The 19,735-nt window shown below is 40.5% G+C and carries 15 protein-coding genes; 9 read left to right on the top strand and 6 right to left on the bottom strand.

Features of this window, described 5'->3' with window-relative positions; genetic code table 11:
- Positions 1 to 194: 194 nt before the first annotated feature.
- Positions 195 to 3,230, bottom strand: a complete 3,036-nt coding sequence (locus tag M472_RS38490; RefSeq protein WP_235049517.1) for a glycosyltransferase family 117 protein — start codon at positions 3,228 to 3,230, stop codon at positions 195 to 197.
- 583 nt (positions 3,231 to 3,813) lie between these two features.
- Here M472_RS38490 and M472_RS38480 point away from each other — a divergent pair.
- Positions 3,814 to 4,770: a ribose-phosphate pyrophosphokinase gene (locus M472_RS38480; RefSeq protein ID WP_021071322.1), complete on the top strand. Its 957-nt coding sequence runs from the start codon at positions 3,814 to 3,816 to the stop codon at positions 4,768 to 4,770.
- 219 nt (positions 4,771 to 4,989) lie between these two features.
- On the opposite strand, the gene M472_RS38475 is transcribed toward M472_RS38480, so the two are convergent.
- Positions 4,990 to 8,385 carry a DUF1080 domain-containing protein gene (locus tag M472_RS38475; RefSeq protein WP_021071320.1) on the bottom strand — a complete coding sequence of 1,132 codons (3,396 nt, stop codon included), beginning with the start codon at positions 8,383 to 8,385 and terminating at the stop codon, positions 4,990 to 4,992.
- A 12-nt stretch (positions 8,386 to 8,397) separates the two neighbouring features.
- The gene (locus M472_RS38470) at positions 8,398 to 9,663 is read right to left on the bottom strand and encodes a Gfo/Idh/MocA family oxidoreductase (protein WP_021071319.1); all 1,266 of its coding nucleotides are present in this window, start codon (positions 9,661 to 9,663) and stop codon (positions 8,398 to 8,400) included.
- A gap of 194 nt (positions 9,664 to 9,857) precedes the next feature.
- Here M472_RS38470 and M472_RS38460 point away from each other — a divergent pair, with 194 nt between their 5' ends.
- Positions 9,858 to 10,457: a 50S ribosomal protein L25/general stress protein Ctc gene (locus tag M472_RS38460; RefSeq protein WP_021071317.1), complete on the top strand. Its 600-nt coding sequence runs from the start codon at positions 9,858 to 9,860 to the stop codon at positions 10,455 to 10,457.
- A 168-nt stretch (positions 10,458 to 10,625) separates the two neighbouring features.
- A complete protein-coding gene (gene pth / locus M472_RS38455; RefSeq protein ID WP_021071316.1) occupies positions 10,626 to 11,189 on the top strand; it encodes an aminoacyl-tRNA hydrolase in 564 nt (187 codons plus the stop codon).
- 46 nt (positions 11,190 to 11,235) lie between these two features.
- Here the strand turns inward: pth and M472_RS44625 are convergent, their stop codons facing one another.
- On the bottom strand, positions 11,236 to 13,101 hold the full coding sequence (locus tag M472_RS44625) for a M56 family metallopeptidase (RefSeq protein ID WP_021071315.1): 1,866 nt from the start codon (positions 13,099 to 13,101) through the stop codon (positions 11,236 to 11,238).
- 42 nt (positions 13,102 to 13,143) lie between these two features.
- Positions 13,144 to 13,512, bottom strand: coding sequence for a BlaI/MecI/CopY family transcriptional regulator (locus tag M472_RS38445; RefSeq protein WP_021071314.1), 369 nt, complete (start codon positions 13,510 to 13,512; stop codon positions 13,144 to 13,146).
- A 264-nt stretch (positions 13,513 to 13,776) separates the two neighbouring features.
- Between M472_RS38445 and M472_RS38440 the strand changes: the two genes are divergently transcribed.
- Positions 13,777 to 15,063, top strand: coding sequence for a citrate synthase (locus tag M472_RS38440; protein ID WP_031301895.1), 1,287 nt, complete (start codon positions 13,777 to 13,779; stop codon positions 15,061 to 15,063).
- A 32-nt stretch (positions 15,064 to 15,095) separates the two neighbouring features.
- Here the strand turns inward: M472_RS38440 and M472_RS38435 are convergent, their stop codons facing one another.
- Positions 15,096 to 15,503 (bottom strand): RNA-binding S4 domain-containing protein, encoded by a 408-nt coding sequence (locus M472_RS38435; protein WP_021071312.1) that lies wholly within the window; start codon positions 15,501 to 15,503, stop codon positions 15,096 to 15,098.
- Between the two features lie 166 nt (positions 15,504 to 15,669).
- Here M472_RS38435 and M472_RS38430 point away from each other — a divergent pair, with 166 nt between their 5' ends.
- The 5 genes from M472_RS38430 (at position 15,670) to brnQ (ending at position 19,715) form a co-directional block, all read left to right on the top strand.
- Positions 15,670 to 16,485 (top strand): 2,3,4,5-tetrahydropyridine-2,6-dicarboxylate N-succinyltransferase, encoded by an 816-nt coding sequence (locus M472_RS38430; protein ID WP_021071311.1) that lies wholly within the window; start codon positions 15,670 to 15,672, stop codon positions 16,483 to 16,485.
- A gap of 19 nt (positions 16,486 to 16,504) precedes the next feature.
- A complete protein-coding gene (locus M472_RS38425; RefSeq protein WP_021071310.1) occupies positions 16,505 to 17,086 on the top strand; it encodes an L-threonylcarbamoyladenylate synthase in 582 nt (193 codons plus the stop codon).
- 4 nt (positions 17,087 to 17,090) lie between these two features.
- A complete protein-coding gene (locus M472_RS0122945) occupies positions 17,091 to 17,495 on the top strand; it encodes a DUF4920 domain-containing protein (RefSeq protein WP_081643195.1) in 405 nt (134 codons plus the stop codon).
- A 67-nt stretch (positions 17,496 to 17,562) separates the two neighbouring features.
- Positions 17,563 to 18,408, top strand: coding sequence for a dihydropteroate synthase (gene folP / locus M472_RS38420; RefSeq protein ID WP_021071308.1), 846 nt, complete (start codon positions 17,563 to 17,565; stop codon positions 18,406 to 18,408).
- Between the two features lie 2 nt (positions 18,409 to 18,410).
- Positions 18,411 to 19,715: a branched-chain amino acid transport system II carrier protein gene (gene brnQ / locus M472_RS38415; RefSeq protein ID WP_021071307.1), complete on the top strand. Its 1,305-nt coding sequence runs from the start codon at positions 18,411 to 18,413 to the stop codon at positions 19,713 to 19,715.
- Positions 19,716 to 19,735 lie beyond the last annotated feature (20 nt).

The following is a 19,735-nucleotide window of genomic DNA, read 5'->3' as shown; positions in this document are numbered from 1 at the left end:
TCTGTTAGTTCATTCAGCTCGCTATTTATCAAGGATTTCACCCATCTACAAATAAAGCTCATGACCATTCTATCATGGGATTATTTAGGCAAAAATAGGCTTTTTTTCTTAAAGTGTCTATATTTTATCAAGAGAATAAAACAAAGAAAGCCATCTGCAATAGATGGCTTTCTTCTTTTCTGTTTCCAGGCTATTTATTGGCCTCCAAAAAAGTAGCCAAACTCTTTCAGCAATCCATCGACAGCTTTTTGAACATCAGAATCTTTACTTTCATCAGCGACCATTTTATAGCGCTGCAATCCCATTAATCCCAAACGCACATTTCGCTCCGATCCTAAATTACTCAATAGCTTATTCGACGTATAGTAACGCATATTCTCACCTATGAAGGTCAGATTTCTCAATGCAATTTCTTTAGCTTTTGCCGATTCTCCTGTTTTATACATCGCATCGATCAGTAAAACATAACTCATTGGCTCGCTCATTTGATACACCTTCTTAGGCATATTTTCATAGGCATTCACTACGACTTTACGCGCCTCTTCTTTCTTCCCTTCATGTAGTAAATTCTGAGCTGTCTCTCCAAAGATAGAACTCACATACAAACTGATATAGCGATAGGAATCAGGATCCAAATAAGAAGATTTAGACATATTTCCCCATTGGTACTTATTGATAATATTATGATATATACCATCCACATCTGCAACAGGAGCAAAACCTTCTTCCGAATCATTATTCCCCGTATCAATAGGCATCAGACGCATCGCAAAGCCTTCCGACACCAAATACTTATCCAACCCGATATAATTAACCTCCGGTGTAGTGGTCGTAAAGTATATAGGCCGTTTCCAGTTATTATTGACCAACATAGCCATGATAGACAATTCGGCTCGGCTCACATAATTCATAGAGTAGGTCCATTCCATGGTATCCACAATAGAAGCTTCCCACCCTTTAGGCACGACATTATTAGCTAACACTGCACTCTTATCGACAGTAAGTTTCATATTCTTCGTAGGCAACAAGTTCACCCAATCACCACCCTGCAGCTGCACTTTATTCTGCTGATTATCAGACAACATAATATCCAATAGATCACGTACCTCGATATGACCTGGAACCTGAAAATCCTGATAATAGATCACATCCCTTACCCCGTCTTTAAACTTCTCTGGATCGATATTTATAGGAAGAGCATCTGCATCATTCACTTTATCCAACATCTGACGCATATACCAATCCGAAGACAGCAAACTCAAGTTAACAACCCGCACATCTGTACGAAAACCTTCTACTTCCTGCACATACCATAAGGGATAAGTATCATTATCACCGTAGGTAAATAAGATAGCGTTTGGTGCACAGGACTCTAAATAATTCTTAGCCATATCACGAGCTAAAAACTTCTCCGATCGATCGTGGTCATCCCAGTTTTGAGAAGCCAAAAGCACAGGTCCCGCAAACAAACCTATCACCGAAGCTGCTATACCAGCAGTTTTTGCTGGTATTTTCTTGGTCAGGAAATCTGCCAACGCCAACACGCCAAGCCCTACCCATATAGAGAATGCATAAAATGAACCCGCATAGGCATAATCCCGCTCTCTCGGTTGAAATGGAGTCTGATTTAAATACAGCACAATAGCCAAACCCGTGAAGAAGAAAAGCAGAAAAACGACCCCTGCATCCCTTTGATTCTTTCCGAAATGCCAATACGCTCCTATTAATCCCAATAATAATGGCAAAAAGAAATAGGTGTTCCGTGCAGCATTTTCCTTTTCTGAAGTAGACAAATCATACTGACCACCTAACAACGCATTATCAATGGGCTTAATTCCCGAAATCCAGTTACCCTCTAAAACAGAACCATGCCCCTGGACGTCATTCTGTCTTCCGGCAAAGTTCCACATAAAATAACGACCATACATATGACCAATTTGATAGCCAAAGAAAAACTTAAGGTTATCGGCAAAAGTAGGCTGTTCATTCGGGCCTAGGCCAAGATATTGGCGATAGAAAGCTGGATGATCCCCCTTTTCACTATAAATTCTTGGAAACAGCGTTTCTCGATCATATTTATAGCCTGTCTTGGTCTTTGCGACAACATACTTATCCTTATCTTTTCTATATATATTTCCCGACTCAAATACGTCAGTAAGCTTTGCATCAAAAAAACGCCCCTTAAACAATGGTTCATCACCATATTGCTCACGGTTCAGATAGCTCAAAAAGCTAAAAGCATTATCGGGGTCCGAATTATTCAATGTAGGATTGGCTTTTGCACGAATCAAAATCATAGCAAAAGAACTATATCCAAAAATGACAAATCCCAACGAAATCAAAACAATGTTAAGTATAGGTTTTACTTTCTTGACAGAATACCATATACCATACACCAACCCACCTACAATCAATAATGCAAAAAAGGTCACACCGGTACCAAATCCCAGCCCTAAAGTATTGACAAAAAATAAATCACTAAAGGCAGCAAACTTAATCAGGTACTGAATAACACCCCATAACACGAATGCTAACACTACTACACCGATGGCTAAGGATTTAAAAACACCTTTGGTCGTGACCTGCTGCGTCCTTCTGAAATAAATAACCAACGCTATGGCTGGAATAACCAGCAAGTTCAACAAATGCACACCAATAGATAATCCCATCACATAAGCAATAAGTATCAACCATCTATCAGCACCTTTCTCGTCCGCTCTTACTTCCCATTTCAATATAGCCCAAAACACAATAGCAGTACACAGTGAAGACATCGCATACACCTCTGACTCGACAGCAGAAAACCAAAATGTATCTGTAAACGCATACGCTAAGGCTCCAACCAAACCTGCCCCCATAACGCGTATCAAGTCCCCTTCAGGAAGAGGTGCATTAATATCAGCCTTACCGAGGAAGACTTTGCGCCCTAAAGCCGTGATAGACCAAAACAGAAACATAATAGTCAATCCGGAACAGACTGCCGAACCAATATTCATCCAGAATGCTATCTGTGTCTTATCTCCGAGAGCCAGGTTTGAAAACAGGTTCTGCACCATTAAAAAAAGAGGAGCTCCCGGTTGGTGAACAATCTGCATTTTATAAGCAGAGGCGATAAACTCACCACAGTCCCACCAGCTTGCCGTACGTTCGGCCGTAAGAACATAAGCTAGCGTAGCTATAATAGCACAAGCCCACCCTAATAGGTTATTAATCTTATTATAATTCATCATACTTTAATTGCGTTCAAAAAAATCATGGAGAAATCGTACAAAAGAAGCACCATACTCCAAAGAAAATAAAAGGTACGATCACCAAAATAGTTACCGATACAGTATACTATCCCACGCCGACATCTCAAACTTGCTCCGAAAATAAGGAATACATCCTTACAAAAGAATAACAAATTGATATTTTAACAGACTTTAAGCCTTCAAACATATACATTTCAAAAAAAGCCCCCGTACATTAAAAAAATATCCATCTGAAAATCAATACAAAACAAAATATATGAAAATAAGTTTTGCAGTTATTAAAAACAGCTGTATATTTGCATCATCAAACAAGGAAACAACGACACAAAATGCTTGATAAATGATTGTCCGATAGTATAAGGGTAGTACGACAGTTTTTGGTACTGTTTGTCTTGGTTCGAATCCAGGTCGGACAACAAAAGAGAGTTACAAATTGTAACTCTCTTTTTTGTTTTATATCCACGCCACTACAACACAAATAGAAGCACTATGTTTGGCTTTTTATTTCGCTATCAATTCTATACCTTTGCCAAAACATTTTAGATACAAATATATTTAAACCATGCCTTTGCAATTTAACACGGTTAAATTATTTGCTGGTTCTGGCACACAAGAACTTGCAGAAAAAATCTCCACTTCCTTCGGTAAACCACTAGGAGACAAGACGCTTTCCAAATTCAGTGATGGAGAGATCCAGCCCTTCTACAACGAATCAGTCCGCGGTGCTGACTTATTCTTGATTCAATCCACCAATCAACCCACAGACAATCTTTTTGAATTACTGTTGATGATTGATGCTGCAAAAAGAGCCTCGGCACACTACATTACGGCCGTCGTTCCTTACTTTGGTTATGCTCGTCAAGACCGCAAGGACAAACCTCGTGTTGCCATTGGGGCCAAGATGATCGCAAACCTGATCACCGCAGCAGGAGCACACCGCATCATGACGATGGATCTACACGCAGCGCAGATCCAAGGTTTTTTTGACATTCCTGTAGACCATTTAGATGGATCCGTGATTTTTGTACCTTATATCAAATCCTTAAACCTTCCGAATTTAACTATAGCTTCGCCAGATATGGGCGGATCGTACCGAGCACGTACCTTTGCTAAGTTTTTTAATGCAGAAGTCATCATCTGTGATAAGCGCCGCAAGCGTGCCAACGAGATTGAGTCAATGTCTATCATCGGAGATGTCACAGGTCAGGACGTAGTATTGATGGATGATATATGTGATACTGCCGGTACATTATCTAAGGCTGCTGCATTGATCATGGAAAACGGAGCAAATTCTGTGAGAGCCGTATGTACACATGCCGTATTGTCCGGCAAGGCTTACGAGACTATCGAAAACTCCGTATTGACAGAAATGATTGTCACGGACACTATCCAGTTAGATCCAGAGCGATCAAAAACTTGTTCTAAAATAAAAGTATTATCTACGGCAGACCTATTTGCGAAAGCAATTAAAAGTGTCAATGAACACGCTTCTATCGCCGAACTATTTGCGGTAGATTAATAGCAAAGATACCTTTCAGAAAATAAGAAGGCCATCCGTTACGGATGGCCTCTCTTTATTTATAGTTACTGTGTTAATAGGCTTTTTATCTTTTTTTGCAAAAAACATACCATTAATACCTACATCATGAGATACATGGTCAAACAGGTAAAAATACGCCAACAAAAAAGCCGCCCCGATTTACTTCGGAACGGCCTATAAACCAATCAATAGTTATTCCTAAAGGCGCTTTACCCTTATATTCCTTAAAAACACTTCTGTCCCGTGCCCCAAGAAACCGATATGTCCAGCTGTAGTATCTAAGCCTGGATGTTTCTTACCATCAGCAGGCCCTTCTTTTGTTGCAGCTTTGATATCACCGTCGACAACAACCTGTCCATTTACCGTCACTTTGATCTTACTTCCCTGGATCCTGATCTCTTCCTCGTTCCATTCGCCCAAAGGTTTTAAAGAACCTCTTTTTGCCGCAATGATACCGTAGACAGAACCATGGTACTGGTAAGGTTTAAGCTTACTGTAAACCTCTGCATTGTCATCCAACATTTGGATTTCGTATCCCAAATAAGCCGCATCACCTTCCAAAGGAGCACGGATTCCGACGCCGTTGTTTGCTCCAGCCGTCAATTTGAACTCAAATCTATACACAAAATCACCATACTGCTCTTTCGTATAGATGTTCTTACCAAACTTAGCTGCAGGGTTAGAACGAAGCACCCCCTCCTCATTTATTTCATAAGCAGGAGAAGATGTCCATTTATCTAAATTAGTTCCGTCAAAAAGCATTTCAAACCCTTCTGCTTTCTCTTGATCACTTAAAGTGTAAACCACCTTACGTGGCAACTCTTTCAAATACACGTCCCTATACCACACGCGCGATCCGTGAGCCTGTAACTCAATCTGTTCCATCGGGAATATAGATTGATTCCTATCCCAATAATTCTCCAAGGGCACATTATCCACGACCAATTCTCCATTCAGCCACACCGATACATCCTCACCTACCATGCGGATCTTAAAATTATTCCATTCCCCAAGCGGATTGTCTGCAACTTTTAGAGGCTTGGAATTCGACTTGTTATTATAAAGCCCACCTGACCCTACTTGCGCACCGACATTGGTTCTGGAAATATCCCATATCTGTACCTGAGGAGTGCCTCTTAAATAAACGCCAGCGTCCGGCTCTTTTCCATTTTTGTCGAGTTTCCAATCCAATAACAGCTCGAAATCACCATATTGCTTTACCGTCGCAATATTGTCCCCATGTCCAGAAAAGACAAGATCTCCATCTATAGCCGACCAACTCTCACGCATCTTTTTATCGGCCTCGAGCTGCTTTTGCTCTAACTCCTTAGGTGTCATTTTAGCACGTTTGATAGGATTCTCAACCAAGCCTTTCCATCCAGTAAGGTCTTTTCCGTTGAAGAGCGCAACGTAGCCTTCTTTAGCAGGCATTTCTGTCAAATGACGAACTATAGCTTCCTTTAAATAAGAACTTTCACTTCCCGAAAGGTTATTTTTAGCAACTTCCAACCAATTACGCACATCCGTACCTACAAACTCTTTATTATCCATGATGATATTCATCACAACATCAGTAGCCACTCCTTTCAGCTCAGCATCATTAAGATATTTGCTTGCAAAGATCAAAGCAGGATAAGTACCGGTAGACTTCAATCCAGAAAGCGCTGCACTTCTTTGGTCTTTGGTCTGGGCATACTCAAATGCATCTCTTAACAAGAGTGTCTTTTGTTCGTTGTTAACCTTACTTGCATTCAACTGTTTGACAAAGCCCGTAAAGATATCTTTAAACAAGGTGGCATCTTTTTCTGTACGAAGCAGTGTGGTAAGCTCACCCAATGAAGATGCATTGGACCATCCCGCCAATGCGCGAATAGCATCTCCTTTCAGGGGATTATTAGTCCCGAGATAACCACTAACCGTCTTCAAAGACTCCTCCCCACCTTCTCCTGCAAAAACGGGGAATAGCCTTGCCGCAGAAGGAGCTTGTGATCTAGATATATTGGCTGATAAACGCTGAATTATAGCAGTCTTGTCTTTATTGTTTCGCAATGCTACAATAGCAGCACTCTGTGCAGGTTTCACTTCAGCCCCTTTCGCTGTACCCATCACATGGACCACCGACTCAAAATCCTCGTCATTCACCACATTGGGCAAAGCTTTATAAGCCGCTGCACGTACTTCAGGACTTCCGGTTTCAATCAGAGCAAATACTGCTTTGGCAGAGTTCTTATCCGAACGTTTGGATAACACGTCTAATAAAGCGATTTTAGTTTTATCATCAGCGCCAGGTAATGCTTTATTTATTTCAGCAACTACCTGATCATTCTTAGCTGTCAGCAACAAGGTTTTCAAAGCCTCTACCTCCTTCCCGCTTGCTGTAGCCAATTGACTGATTACAAACGGAGTGTTTGCACCTTTAGTCAGTGCCGACAATGTATTGTAGGCTGCAATACGAGCTTCCGGATCCTTTACACCTCTTAAACTCTTCTCAATTACAGGAATAGCAAAAGTCGCATCTTTTTTCTTTAAAAAACTTAAGACGCTCTCTTGCGATTCAGGAGAAAGCTTCGTCAACGAAGATGCGATCCTCTTAAGATCCGACGCTGTTGCATCATCACCCAACAGGCCTAAAGCGACATTTCTCAAAACAACGTTATCCCCAGTAGACAGCTTCAACAAATTCTTTTTCTGTTTTTTCGGCTCTAAACGACTCATTAACTCCAGAGCTGCGACTTGCGCACCTATAGCCTTAGGATCTGCTGCTTCTGCAAATACTGCGGATGACAGCTTATACGCCAAATCTTTGTGACCATTTTTGGCTAGCACATTGGCATACTCCAATGTTAATGCAGCAACATTAGATTTGTCAAACGCAAAATTTGCCGATTTTGCTTTTCCATAAAACGTATCATAAGATTTTTCTCCGCCGATTTTGCTCAGCGTTGTCAACGCATTACGTTGGAAGTTCTCAGACTGATACTGCCCAATTAAAGCAATCACACGTTCCTCTGCCTCTTTTGACTGAAGTTCACCTAACGCCCCGATAATGGCCGTAGCCGTCTGCTCCGTAACATTACCAGCTAGTGCCTTATTAAGAGCTAGCGCAGCCTCAGGAGTATGTATAGCACTAAGAACACGTGCCGCCTTTTCCGCAAAATAAGCATCTGTCAAATAGGTTGCCACCTGATCAACAGACTCATTTTTAGCACAGAACTTTAACAACTCAAAAACATAAGCTTTGTTATTTTGATCCTTCAAATCGCTTAATGCGCTCAAAAGTCCCTTTGCATACTTTTCTCGCAACGCATCCCTACCTGGTTGCATCACATAAAAAGCATACGAGTTAGTTGCATACTCGATTGAAGCATTGTTGCCTCCTTGCGGCTTGAGGCCTTTCAACAGCGTCACAACATCTTCAGTGGTAAATCCTTCTAACTCTTTCATCGCTGCCAAGAACTTAGATTGTTCCGCAGCAGGTTGCTGAGCCAATACATCTGCAATCTTGGTAGCAGCTGTCCGATTGGCAGGCTGTTGCGCATAGGATGCCGTCTGCAACAACAACAATATAGATATGGTATTAAAAATCTTCTTCATGTGTTTTTCAGGTTAGAAAGTCCAAGGACCTCTCATAGGTTGATTGATCAAACGGTTAGCAGCCTCATCATTTACAAATTCTTGCTTGGCCGAATCAAAATGTAATGTTCTATTCAAGCGCAAGGCTGTCAAGCCTAGATTAACTAGTGTACACGAGTAATATCCATTATCCTCGTTAAGAGCAAACTTCTCTCTCGTACGCACTGCTTCTACAAAGTCTGTCATTTGTGGAGCAGGATCGGGATATTGCGCAAGTTTACGTTCCAAATCCGGAATATCAGACACGAATCCCCGATACAACTTACCCTTCGGTCCTTCAATATACGCCTTCCCTACTTCAGTACCTTCTCCATCAAGCACGATTTGACATCCATCCGCATAAGTATAAGTAATCTTACGCCACACGCCTACAGCATCAGAGTGCTGCTGTGGTGCATCGACTTCAATTTTAACAGGGCTTTCTCCATCTTTACCCAAGAAATACTGAACAGGATCCAAATAATGCTGCCCCATATCCCCCAGGCCACCACCATCATAGTCCCAATACCCACGGAAAGTGGTATGTACGCGATGCGTGCTATACGGTTTATACGGAGCTGGTCCCAACCACATATCGTAATCTAATTCTTTTGGAGCCTTCTCCACAGGTAGATTCTCTTTACCTACCCAATAAAACTTCCAGTCAAATCCCGTATGCTTACTGATTGTGACTTTTAATGGCCAACCTAACATACCTGTATCTACCACCTTCTTGATTTTCTTAACAGGCACATTCATACCATAAAAATTGGCATCAAAACGGAACCAAGTGTTTAGTCTGAAGATATTACCATGTTGCGCAACTGCTTCTTTGACTTTCTTACCTTCACCAATCGTTCTAGTCATTGGTTTTTCACACCATATATCCTTGCCCGAACGCGCAGCTTCAAGTGCCATCAAACCATGCCAATGTGGCGGTGTAGCAATATGTACAATATCTACTTCTGGATTAGAAATCAGATCTCTGAAATCATGATGTTCTTTAACCCCTCCCCCCAATGCTTTTTGAGCCAAAGCTAAGTGCCTCGTATCGACATCACAAATCGCAACAGTCTTTGTTCCGGCATATTTAAAATGTCCACGTCCCATCGATCCGACACCAATTACTCCTTTGGTCAAATGATCACTCGGGGCAAGATAGCCCTTACCCAATACAAACCGTGGCACAATAGTAAATGCCGCAGCTCCAATCAATGACTTTTTGATAAAATCACGTCTTGAAGTATGTTGTTTTTCCATGTTTATTATGATTATTTTAGGTTCCCAAGTTTTAAAGTTAATTGTTTTTTTTAAACAACTCAAATATAAATACATAAAATTTTTAATAAAGAAAAAAACAGCTTTGTATTGTATCTTTTACAAAAACAAAACAGCTCTTGACAATCCATATTCTTTTAGTTATTTTTGCACCTCAAAATTTAATTTTTAAAAACATGAAATCAATTGCTATTAGCGGTTCTCTTAGACAGAACGTAGGGAAAAGAGATGCAAAAGGATTGCGTTACGAAGGACAGGTTCCTGCAGTTCTTTATGGTGGTCAAGAACAAACTCACCTTTCTGTATCCGCAGCTGATTTGAAACCAGTTCTTTACACTGCAGATGTGATCTTCGTTGAGTTAGACATCAATGGTAAAAAAGTAAGAGCTATCGTTCAAGAAGCACAGTTCCACCCATTGACTGATCAAGTTACTCACGTTGACTTTTTAGAGTTATTCGATGACAAAGAAGTATCTGTAAACATTCCAGTCAAATTGACCGGGACTTCTCCAGGCGTTAAAATGGGGGGTAAATTAGTTCAGAAATTACGCAAACTACGCGTTAAAGCACTACCTAACAACCTTCCTCAGGAAATCATTGTTCCTATGGAGTCTTTGGAAGTTGGTAAATCTTTCCGCGTACGCCAAGTAGAGTTAGAAAATGCAAAAGTATTGAACAACTCTGATGACACAATCGTTTCAGTAATCATGTCTCGTGCTTTACGTCAAGCAGAGCAAGAAGCTGCTAAAGCTGCTCAAGGAGCGAAGAAAAAATAATTTCAGTATTTAGTACTAAGTATTTACACAAAGAGCATCGGAAGTCCCGATGCTCTTTTGTTATACAAGGTAAAATAACGTTATACCATCCCCTAGGATTTTTTCTAGCTTAGCTTCTTTACGTTGATCTTATTTTGACTTTTTAATTTTTACTTTTTAATTTGCGACATGAATTTTTTAATCGTTGGTCTAGGAAATATAGGTAGGGAATACGAGGATACCCGCCATAATATTGGATTCATGGTAGCAGACGAATTAGCGAAACAAGCTGGCACGACTTGGTCTATACTTAAGCACGCCTACTACACCGAATTCAAACAGCGAGGGCACAATGTATACGTCATTAAACCCACTACCTATATGAATTTAAGTGGTAAAGCGGTAAACTATTGGATGCAACAACTTAAGGTTCCTATCCAGAATGTATTGGTCATCGTTGACGACCTAGCTATCCCCTTTGGTTCACTACGTATCAAACCCAAAGGTTCTGCAGCAGGGCATAATGGTCTCAAATCCATAGAGGCTCTATGTGGCGGTCAAGCTTATCCTAGGTTACGTTTTGGGATCGGGGATAATTATCCCAAAGGACGACAGGTGGATTACGTGCTAGGGCCATTTGACAAAGACGAACAAAAAGAGCTACCTGCTTTGATCGAACACTCGGTCAAGATGGCACACAGTTTTGTCAATATCGGAATTGAGTTGACTATGACTAATTTGAACACGAAATAAATTACAAAGGCCTGCTAAAAACAGGCCTTTCAATTATATTTTACAATCAAATTGCACTTTTCTTGGTCGTCACTAATACCACACCATCTTTTCCTAATTCCCCAAACAGTATTTTTGCCTCCGGGCTTTTTAGAATTGTTATAGACTCAATCTTATCAACAGGAATAGTATTAATATCAAAACCAGGCTTTTGAACCTCCTTATTTATTACAAGCAATGCAGCAGTCGGCCAATTGAGTCTAGTGTCCTTATTTAACACAAATATCCTCTCTTCTATAGCCTCTTTTTTATTCTCTGATAATTTAGCAGAATTGCCTTTACGTTCTATTAAATGCGAAACGGTATCTTTCTCAACAGAATTAGCTTCGCGAGCAAAAGTCTTCGAAACCATCACAATTACCCCATTTTTCGCTCCTGGTCCATAAAGCGTCTCTGCTGCTTTATCTTTCAACACGGATACACTATGTATATCAGCGGAGTTTAATAGATTAACATCATAACTATCTTCCATAACCTTTCCATCCAGAACTATTATAGGTTTAGCCTTAGTCCCATGTCCCGCAGGGTTAGCAGAAATAAAAATACCTCTCAAAACATTTTTGGTGGAATCACTAGGAATAGAGGCAGGAACCTTGCCATGAAGACGTTGTGTTAGAGATCCATCTTTTGTTTTTATCAAAACAGCCCCATCTTTTGCTTGATCACCATATAAAGCGATTGCCTGTTTTCCTTTAAAAACATGTATACTCTCTATATCGTTCGGATCCAACCGCGATATATTCCCATAATAACGTAAACCATCTACAAAAAGAATAGGTTCTACTTCCCCTGCCGATACTACATGTAATACAGAATCTGCGCGCAAGCCGACTGCATCGCCCTTCAGGGCAGCTCCAAAAGCCCCAACTGTTGAACCTGAAACAGCATTAGGTTCCACTTTATGCTGTTTGATGGTATCTGTCGAACGTACCAGCTCCTGCATCACAGCAACAGGAAGTACCGCATCGACCGGTGTCTCTTTAATCCGTTCCACCAATTCTTCTATTTTCCCCTCTGCTTTGCTTACGGTAAGACTAGCCCCAGCTAGGATCACAATAGGCAACAGGAAGGCGTACTTGCTCAACTCAATCTTCGAAGAGCGTCTTTTGTTCATCATCATAATGCGCTTTTTTAAGGTTCTAAAATTAAACTGATTGCCTACGCCTAGGGACACGCCCTGTGTAGTGACATTCAGCAAAGAGTATTGATAGGTTTGCCGATCCACACCCTTATCCAGTACTTGTTGATCAGTCAAGAATTCTAGATTTTGACGCACCGCTTTGCGCATAAGCCATACGAAGGGATTATACCAACATCCTATCAAAAGCATTTCGAACAATAAAATATCCAATGAGTGAAGGCCTTTCACATGGATCTCCTCATGTTTGAAAATATCATAGAGCTCAGGGTCGCCGTGCTGATCCTGATGCACATATATTTTATTGAAAAAAGAAAAGGGAACAATTGGAAAAAATACGTTCCGAAAAAGATAATTTTTCCAACTGGATTTTTCGGAATAAAAATGGATTCGACAAAGACTCAACAGCTGTAATACCAATTTAACAAAAAAAGCACCAGCTCCTATCAAAAGAACAGACAACAACAAGTGTCCTAAAGAGAAGGTACCAGCAACGCTTTCCGGTAGGTAATCTGTCATATAATCCCATACGCCAGGCACAACGGATATCACTTCCTCCCGAAACCACTCATCCACTTTAAGAAAGGGATAGATCAAGGAATAGACCCCACCTACAAGGAAATAAATCCGATTTAATCTATAAAAGGTAACCCCTTTCAGCAAGAGAATATAGCCTAGGAAGACTATTCCCAGCAATAGACTGGCCTGCAGAATATAAGTAAGTACATTTTCCATAATCCAGTTTATTAAAAGTTCACTGCTTAACACCTCATAAGGTTAAGACTTTCCTCTTTTAATCATATCCATAATCTCTTTCAACTCGTCTTCGGACAATTTCTCCTCCTTTACAAAAAAAGAAACCATCTCTTTATAAGAATTACGGAAGTAATCGCCGACAAAAGAATTCATATACCTTCCTTTATATTCTTCTTCAGAAATCACAGGTTCATAGCGCTTGGCATTTGCATACGACACCGGTTTAACATATCCTTTCTTTACGAGGTTCTTGACCGTCGACGCCAATGTCGTGTAAGGTACAGGCTCCCCTTTCAGGTTATCCAATATTTCTTTGATAAAACCGCCCTGCAATTGCCATATCGATAACATTGCCTCTTCTTCTTGTAGTGTTAACTTGTCAAGTTCCATATTATTAATCTACTAATACATCGCAAGTCTACGAAAAAATCGTAACAAAAAGAAATATTTCCACATATTTGTTTTATGCGGACGCGGTCTAGCCAAACACAGAACAGGGTAAATCAGATAAATTAATGACCGAAACAGATATTAACGATATTTATTTTCTACCAACTTGATAATTTTGACCGATAAATGTCATTTAAAATTTAAAGCATGGGTTGTTTTGTCATTGATTTTTATATTTTTGTGAATACACATAGAAATTTGATTATGTCTGAAACAGCATCCTTTACCTTAGATGGCAATACGTTTGAATTTCCAGTTATAACAGGAACAGAAAATGAAAAGGCCATTGATATTTCAAAATTAAGAGATCAATCAGGATACATTACACTAGATCCTGGTTTTAAAAATACAGGCGCTACTAAAAGTGCAATAACCTTTTTAGATGGTGAAAAAGGAATATTAAAATACCGTGGTTACAAAATTGAAGACCTAGCAGAAAAATCAACTTTCTTAGAAGTTGCCTATCTGCTAATATTTGGCAACCTACCTTCTAAAGATATTTTAGAGCAATTCAGAACCGATATCAAGAGACAGATGATGGTACACGAAGACATGAAAATGTTCTTCTCTGGATTTCCTTCTAAGTCTCACCCTATGGGACAATTATCTTGTTTGGTCGGAGCTTTGTCAGCATTCTATCCAGAATCTTTGAATCCGAACCAATCAGAAGAAGAAGAGTACAAAACAATAATCAACCTCTTAGGCAAGATGCCGACTATCGTATCCTGGATTCAAAAGAAATCATTAGGCCATCCTGTTGTATACCCTAAAAAAGATCTAGGCTATATCGACAATTTCATGAACATGATTTTTGGTGAAGTCAACTGCGATAAAATATTTGATGAAGCAGTATTAGATGCCATGCGCATTTTATTAATCCTTCACGCCGATCACGAGCAAAACTGCTCAACATCGACGGTACGTATCGTTGGTTCTTCTAACGCCAATCTATATGCATCGGTGTCAGCAGGTATCAATGCCCTTTGGGGACCGCTTCATGGTGGAGCTAACCAAGCGGTAATCGAAATGTTGGAAGACATCAAAAATGACGGCGGTGATGTAGAGAAATACCTTGCTAAAGCAAAGGACAAAAACGATCCGTTCCGACTAATGGGTTTTGGTCATCGTGTTTATAAAAACTTTGATCCTCGTGCAAAAATCATCAAAAAAGCATGTGATGACGTATTGGAAAAACTAGGTGTTGAAGACCCTGTTCTAGACATTGCAAAAGGATTAGAAAAAGCAGCCCTCAGTGACCAGTACTTCATTGACAGAAAATTATATCCAAACGTAGATTTCTACTCCGGCATTATCTACCGTGCTTTAGGCTTTAAATCGGACATGTTTACCGTATTATTTGCCTTAGGTCGGCTTCCGGGATGGATTGCACAATGGAAAGAAATGCGGGACAACAAAGAGCCTATTGGACGTCCTAGACAAGTATATACTGGTGAAACCAGTCGTCAATATCCAGACACAGACCATCGATAATAAAAAAGGCAGAAATTAAATTTCTGCCTTTTTTATTCAGACTCTTCCCACCATTCGCTACCTCTCAAATCATCGATTTCACGTCTATCTTTTTTCGTAGGTCTTCCTGTCCCTCGATCACGCTTTAAAATCGGTGCATGAAAAGTAGATTTAAATCCATAGGTCTCCTCAATTGGAGTTTTATCGATATAGTGTTCAGCAGCCGTTTTCGCATCTCCCCTTCGTTCCAATAATCCTGTAACCAGTACAACTTTTTTCTCTATTCCTTTTTGGATAGTATATGTCTCTCCAACCTTAACCACATACGAAGGCTTCACATTAGCACCATTCAATTTGACCCGTCCTGCTTTACATGCTTCCGTCGCTAGGCTACGCGTCTTAAATATTCGAATCGCCCACAGGTACTTATCAATTCTCAGTTTTTCATTTTCACTCGCCATAAAACAAAAATACCGCTTTTATAATAAAAAAGAAATGTAAAAAAACAAGCTATTTTCCATACCTATAGGTCAATACGATTGATTTTTTCGGCTATACATTGGTGAATACAAAGCATTTTATCTAAGTTTGTGGTGCACAATTAATCACTACTAACACCATATAAAAATGCAAAATCTGCAAAAACTAGTCGAAGAAGCTTGGGAAGAAAGACATCTTTTAGAATTCAAAGAGTATTTTGAAGCCATTCAAACCGTTGTCATGAAACTAGACAATGGCGAGTTCCGTGTAGCAGAGCCGATAGGTGACCGTTGGCATGTCAATGATTGGATAAAAAAAGCAGTTATATTATATTTCCCTATACGTGAGATGCAAGAGATCGATAACAAACCCTTCGTCTACCACGATAAGATGAAATTAAAAACCAATTACAAAGAGCTTGGTGTTCGCGTAGTCCCCGGAGCGTCTGCACGTTATGGAGCATATTTGGCTAAAGGAGTCATTATGATGCCTTCTTATGTCAATATAGGTGCATACGTCGATGAAGGGACTATGGTTGATACTTGGGCCACTGTAGGTTCTTGTGCACAAATCGGAAAGCATGTGCATCTCTCCGGCGGAGTGGGTATAGGAGGTGTTCTAGAACCTGTGCAAGCAGCTCCTGTAATTATAGAAGACAACGTATTTGTCGGATCAAGGGCTATTGTTGTAGAAGGTGTACATGTTGAGTCGGAAGCTGTACTGGGAGCTAACGTAGTATTGACCGCTTCGACAAAGATTATCGACGTATCTGGTGCAGATCCCATTGAATACAAAGGTCGTGTCCCAGCTCGCTCTGTCGTCATCCCTGGAATGTATACCAAAAAATTTCCCGCAGGTGAATACCAGGTCCCTTGTGCACTGATTATCGGAAAACGAAAAGATTCCACAGACAAGAAAACATCTCTAAATGATGCACTTCGGGATCATAACGTAGCTGTTTAATAGTTGATAATATATAAAAATGCATAGACCATCTATTGATAAAGAAGATGTAAATCAGGCGCTCGAAACACTTAAAAACGGAGGCCTCATCCTTTATCCCACCGATACGATTTGGGGGATTGGCTGTGATGCAACCAACCCCGCGGCTGTAGAAAAAATATTCGCACTTAAAGAAAGAGATAAAAGCAAAAGCATGCTTATTCTCCTACATAACGAAAATCAGCTGGCCAGCTATGTACGTGAGATTCCGGATGTTGCCTATGAGCTGATAGAGGTATATGACAGGCCAATTACGATAGTTTATTCCGGTGCCAAGAATCTAGCAGAAAATGCTGTGGCAGAAGATGGCAGTATCGGAATCCGTATTGTATCCCATCCTTTCTGCCAACAGCTTCTACAACGTTTCAAGAAGCCTATCATTTCGACCTCTGCTAATATAAGTGGCGCGCCCTCAGCTCTCACCTTTGACCAAATTGACGAGTTAATCAAGGAAAAGGCAGATTATATCGTTAGATTTGGACAAAATGAAAATACGCCAGGAGAGCCCTCTATCATTATAAAGTTGGATCCCAGCGGCAAATTTGAATTCTTACGTAAATAATATCATGATGAAAAAAATATTAGCCCTTAGTTTTGTTCTTTTTATGTTGGCAACCCTAAGTTTTGCCCAACAAAAGGAAGTTAAACCTTCTACTCCAGGTACGACCTACGGTAAAAGCATTAACCAGAATAATGCCATTAGCACAGAGACATTGCAAAACAAATTGCTTAAATCGGATACCTTCACCGGAAAAATAAAAGGAGAGGTTACCCAAGTTTGTAAAATGAGCGGATGTTACTTGATGCTAGGCCTTGTTAACGACAATGCAATAACGGTAAGATTTAAAGAAGGAGCTTTCACAGTACCTGCTGATCTGAATGGGAAAACCGTTATCCTGGAAGGGAAAGTAACCAAAAAGAGTGCAGACAATATTAACATGATAGCTGATGGTATATTGGTTATCAAATAATCCTCTTGTTAAATAAATTCAAGGCTGTAGCAGCACAACTGTTACAGCCTTATTATATTCCAATACTATGCACGGCCTAAAAACAGCCTCCTGCCAAAGCATTAATCTAAAGGGAAAGCTAGAGACATTCGAGAAACCACAGATTATGGGCATTCTCAATGTAACACCCGATTCTTTTTTTGACGGCGGTCAACATAATACACTAGACGCAGCATCGGTAAAAGCAATCCAACTCATAGAGCAAGGGGCAGACATACTCGATATAGGAGCTTATTCATCTCGACCAGGCGCTGCGCCGATCTCTATTCAAGAAGAGATAGATCGTGCACTACCAATCATTGAATACCTCGCGACCAATACCCCAGAGATCGTGCTATCCATAGACACCTTTCGCGCTGAGGTAGCACATGCAGCGATCCAAGCTGGCGCACATATTATCAATGATATATCTGGTGGAAACCTGGATGAAAACATGTTTTCTACAGTTGCGAAACTCCAAGTCCCCTATATCCTCATGCATATGCGCGGTACACCAGAGACCATGCAGCAGCTTACAGAATATGAAGACATCGTCGAAGATATCGCCATTTACTTTGGCCAGCGGGTAGCTTCGCTAAGGAACATGGGAGTCAAAGACATTATCCTAGATCCTGGTTTTGGCTTTTCAAAAACTATTACCCAAAACTACGAACTATTGCACCGTATTGGTGAACTGCATTATATGGGCCTACCGCTACTCGGCGGAATTTCTAGAAAATCAATGATCTATAAGAAACTGGAAATTACCCCTCAAGAATCGCTCTCGGCGACTACCGCACTAAACACCGTTTTACTACAGCATGGAGTACAACTATTACGTGTGCACGATGTCCTTGAAGCAAAACAACTTATCCATTTATTTTATAACCAATAGACTTGAAAAAATATAAAGATATACTGACCATTGGCTTCGCATTATTTGCTATGTTCTTTGGCGCAGGCAACTTGCTGCTTCCGCCTTTTATTGGCCTGCAGATAGGATCGCACATTGCAATAACGATTTTGGCATTTGGGCTGACAGGCATCTTACTGCCGTTTTTTGGGATTCTTTCTATTGTACAATCTGGCAATTCATTTCATGATTTGGGGAACCGGATTCACTCCAAACTTGCACCAATATTAGGATCCATAATCATGTTATGCATCGGTCCCTTAATAGCTATCCCACGAACCGCCGCTACTACACATGAAATAGCTATTCTACCCTCCTTTCCAGATTTCAACCCGGTATGGTCCTCCATCTTATTTTTCACCGCAACTTGGGCGTTAACTATTGTGCCCTCCAAAGTTGTCGACATTATTGGTAACTTTTTCACGCCCTTACTGCTATTACTTCTCTTAGCACTCATCATATTAGGTATAGTAAACCCTCCGGCAGATTACTCGTTATCCTCCCTTAATTCCCTAGAATCCTTTTCTTTAGGATTTACCGAAGGCTACCAAACACTCGACGTATTTGCTTCGGTCATCTTTGCGGGGATTATCATCAACGCTGCAAAATCGAAGGGCTATACGACCCTAAAAGAAAAAAACAAAGTAGTAATCACCTCAGGAATTGTATCCGCGTCGTGTTTATTCCTTATTTACGGCGGGCTAGTCTATTTAGGGGCTACATCAGGCGTTACCAATATGGAAATTCCACGCTCTTCACTGCTGATACAAATCGCACAGCAGATCCTTGGCAAATATGGCATGTTGGGTATCGCATTGAGCATTGGTTTAGCTTGTCTGACTACAGCCATAGCCGTAACCTCCGCTGTTGGATCTTTCTTTTCTGAACTAAGCAGAGGTCGACTCAGCTACAAACTAATCGTCACGATCTGTTGTGTACTCTCTGCAGCATTTGCAGTGAAGGGTGTCGACAGTATTATTCAATTTGCCTACCCCCCGTTAGCCTTTGCTTACCCTATTGTCATTACACTTGTCCTTTATATTGTACTATTCGGTCGATTTGTAAAGACTAAAGCCCCCTATATTGGCGCTTTAATAGCATCAACCGCGATAGCAACCTTAAATGTCGGCAAAGTTCTCGGTCTTTGGTCGACCGATATTTTAACCTTATGGAATAAAATACCACTATTCGATATCGAACTGGGCTGGGTAATACCTTCTATGATTGGATTTTTAATAGGCTATATTATAAGTTTCTTGCCTAAAAAAAACACCCCTAGCAAAAGCTAAGGGTGTTTTTTCATTAACTT

The organism is Sphingobacterium paucimobilis HER1398, assembly GCF_000416985.1.
GTDB lineage: Bacteria > Bacteroidota > Bacteroidia > Sphingobacteriales > Sphingobacteriaceae > Sphingobacterium > Sphingobacterium paucimobilis.
The sequence above is the reverse complement of the archived record's forward strand: the minus strand, read 5'-3'. Positions and strand labels throughout refer to the sequence as shown.

What these genes read in the sequence shown, in the direction of transcription:
- M472_RS44625 (WP_021071315.1), bottom strand. Translation starts at nt 13,101, where the DNA reads ATGGAAAATGTACTTACTTATATTCTGCAGGCCAGTCTATTGCTGGGA.
- M472_RS38435 (WP_021071312.1), bottom strand. Translation starts at nt 15,503, where the DNA reads ATGGCGAGTGAAAATGAAAAACTGAGAATTGATAAGTACCTGTGGGCG.
- M472_RS38460 (WP_021071317.1), top strand. Translation starts at nt 9,858, where the DNA reads ATGAAATCAATTGCTATTAGCGGTTCTCTTAGACAGAACGTAGGGAAA.
- M472_RS38475 (WP_021071320.1), bottom strand. Translation starts at nt 8,385, where the DNA reads ATGAAGAAGATTTTTAATACCATATCTATATTGTTGTTGTTGCAGACG.
- pth (WP_021071316.1), top strand. Translation starts at nt 10,626, where the DNA reads ATGAATTTTTTAATCGTTGGTCTAGGAAATATAGGTAGGGAATACGAG.
- M472_RS38445 (WP_021071314.1), bottom strand. Translation starts at nt 13,512, where the DNA reads ATGGAACTTGACAAGTTAACACTACAAGAAGAAGAGGCAATGTTATCG.
- M472_RS38430 (WP_021071311.1), top strand. Translation starts at nt 15,670, where the DNA reads ATGCAAAATCTGCAAAAACTAGTCGAAGAAGCTTGGGAAGAAAGACAT.
- M472_RS38490 (WP_235049517.1), bottom strand. Translation starts at nt 3,230, where the DNA reads ATGATGAATTATAATAAGATTAATAACCTATTAGGGTGGGCTTGTGCT.
- M472_RS38470 (WP_021071319.1), bottom strand. Translation starts at nt 9,663, where the DNA reads ATGGAAAAACAACATACTTCAAGACGTGATTTTATCAAAAAGTCATTG.
- M472_RS38440 (WP_031301895.1), top strand. Translation starts at nt 13,777, where the DNA reads ATGTCTGAAACAGCATCCTTTACCTTAGATGGCAATACGTTTGAATTT.
- folP (WP_021071308.1), top strand. Translation starts at nt 17,563, where the DNA reads ATGCACGGCCTAAAAACAGCCTCCTGCCAAAGCATTAATCTAAAGGGA.
- M472_RS0122945 (WP_081643195.1), top strand. Translation starts at nt 17,091, where the DNA reads ATGATGAAAAAAATATTAGCCCTTAGTTTTGTTCTTTTTATGTTGGCA.
- M472_RS38480 (WP_021071322.1), top strand. Translation starts at nt 3,814, where the DNA reads ATGCCTTTGCAATTTAACACGGTTAAATTATTTGCTGGTTCTGGCACA.
- M472_RS38425 (WP_021071310.1), top strand. Translation starts at nt 16,505, where the DNA reads ATGCATAGACCATCTATTGATAAAGAAGATGTAAATCAGGCGCTCGAA.